This window comes from Kitasatospora sp. NPDC004799 (assembly GCF_040609095.1).
Lineage (GTDB): Bacteria > Actinomycetota > Actinomycetes > Streptomycetales > Streptomycetaceae > Kitasatospora.
The window spans coordinates 1-1378 of the sequence record NZ_JBEXJK010000798.1 but is presented as its reverse complement, the minus strand read 5'-3'; the positions used below and the strand labels follow the sequence as shown (position 1 = coordinate 1378).

2 protein-coding genes are annotated in these 1378 nt (G+C 80.3%); both read right to left on the bottom strand.

Annotated features, from left to right (window positions below; all coding sequences use genetic code 11):
- On the bottom strand, window positions 1-108 hold a 108-nt coding region (locus ABZW03_RS40895), incomplete at its 3' end, for a ribosome-inactivating family protein (protein WP_355269960.1).
- Window positions 109-120: 12 nt separating this feature from the next.
- Window positions 121-1378, bottom strand: a 1258-nt coding sequence (locus tag ABZW03_RS40890; protein ID WP_355269958.1) for an ANTAR domain-containing protein, incomplete at its 5' end; no start/stop codon positions are given.

Here is a 1378-nt window from a genome sequence, read left to right as displayed (position 1 = left end):
GTTCATCGCCGCGCGGAAGGTGCCCTCGACGTCGTTGAACCGGGCGGCCTCGGACAGGGCCTGGATCATCAGGCTCAGCGACCGGGCGGTCGCCTCGAACCCGGCCACCCGGGCCAGCCGCTAGGCCTGGCGCAGCAGGGCGGTGCGCTCGTCCTCCTCGCGCTCGTCCAGCTGCCAGCAGACCAGCAGCCGGCCGCCGAGCGGGACGACCGAGAGCAGCAGGACCACCGGGACAGCCGGCCCGTGCTCCCGGAAGGCCAGCCGGACCGGCTCGGCGGTGGACGGCACGCCGGTCTCGTACGCGCGCAGCAGCCGGTCGAGCAGTCCGGCGGCGCAGACGACCGGGTAGGTCTCCAGCAGCGAGGCGCCCTCCAGCTCCGCCCGGGCGCGGCCGAGCGGGTCGCGGAACCCGGCGCTGACCCGCAGCAGTGTGAAGTCGGCGATCCGCTCGGCCCGGAGGACGGGGGCCAGCAGCATCGCGGGGGTGAGCAGCCCGTCCAGCAGCGCGGCGGACTGCTCGGGGGCCACCGGCTCCGGGGGCGGGCCGAGCAGGGTGGCGCAGAGGTCGGCGAGGGCGTACAGCTCGCGGCGCTGCGCCGGGCCGAGCGCCGGGGCGGGATCCGCGTCGGCGGCGGGCCAGAGCAGTTCCAGCGCGCCCCGGCGGCGGTGCCGGTCGAGCAGCGGGAGGACCGCGCGGTGGGCGTCGCCGCCGACCGAGGGGCCGTCCGACCCCGGATCGCCGGGCCACAGCTCCGCTCCGCCGCCGACCACGAGCTGCGCCGGGGTGGTCACGCCGGGCGGTACCCGGGCCCAGTCGGCGGCCTCCTGGGCGGTGAGCCCGGCGTGCACGGCGAGGGCGAGGGCGCTGCCGGGCAGGAGCTGCCAGACGGCCACGGCGCGGACGCCGAGCGCCGCCCGGGCCTGCTCCAGGACGGCCCCGGCGGCGTGCTCCAGGTCGGAGGCGGCGGCGAGCGCGGGCGCGACGGGCGGGCCGGCCTCGGGCGGCTCGGCGACGGGCGAGGCAACCGGCGAGGCGACGGCGGGCGGTGGGGCGGTCGCGGGCTCGGGCCCTGCCTCCGGTTCCGGTCCGGCGCCCAGGAGCGGGACCGGCTCCGGTTCCGGCTCCGGCAGCCCCGCGATGTCCGCCGCCAGCGCGAGCACCGGTACGCCCGCCTCCCGGGCCAGCCGGGCGAGGTGCGCGGCGGCCTCGACGGTCGGCAGGCCGAGCCGCTCGGCCAGGATGCCGGTGGCGAGGTCGACGGCGGCCGTGCTCCGCGCCTCGGCGTGCGCCCGGGCGGCGGCGGCCTGGAGGCGGCGGACGGTCTCGGCCAGGGCCCGGGCGGTGCGCTCGGCGGACTGCCGCCCGGCGCTCGGCTCC